Annotated in this window: 1 rRNA gene; it reads right to left on the bottom strand. The window is 53.5% G+C overall.

The window, feature by feature from the left end:
- Nucleotides 1–409: ribosomal RNA gene (locus tag LPKJCM_RS12115) — 16S ribosomal RNA — on the bottom strand; the annotation flags it as partial.

Raw genomic sequence — 409 nt, 5'->3', positions numbered from 1 at the left:
CCAGCCGCAGGTTCTCCTACGGCTACCTTGTTACGACTTCACCCTAATCATCTGTCCCACCTTAGACGGCTGGTCCCCGCAGGTTACCTCACCGGCTTTGGGTGTTACAAACTCTCATGGTGTGACGGGCGGTGTGTACAAGGCCCGGGAACGTATTCACCGTGGCATGCTGATCCACGATTACTAGCGATTCCAACTTCATGTAGGCGAGTTGCAGCCTACAATCCGAACTGAGAACGGCTTTAAGAGATTAGCTTAACCTCGCGGTTTCGCGACTCGTTGTACCGTCCATTGTAGCACGTGTGTAGCCCAGGTCATAAGGGGCATGATGATTTGACGTCATCCCCACCTTCCTCCGGTTTGTCACCGGCAGTCTTGCTAGAGTGCCCAACTGAATGCTGGCAACTAA

This window comes from Lentilactobacillus parakefiri (assembly GCF_002157585.1).
GTDB classification, from domain to species: domain Bacteria; phylum Bacillota; class Bacilli; order Lactobacillales; family Lactobacillaceae; genus Lentilactobacillus; species Lentilactobacillus parakefiri.
The sequence above is the reverse complement of the archived record's forward strand: the minus strand, read 5'-3'. Positions and strand labels throughout refer to the sequence as shown.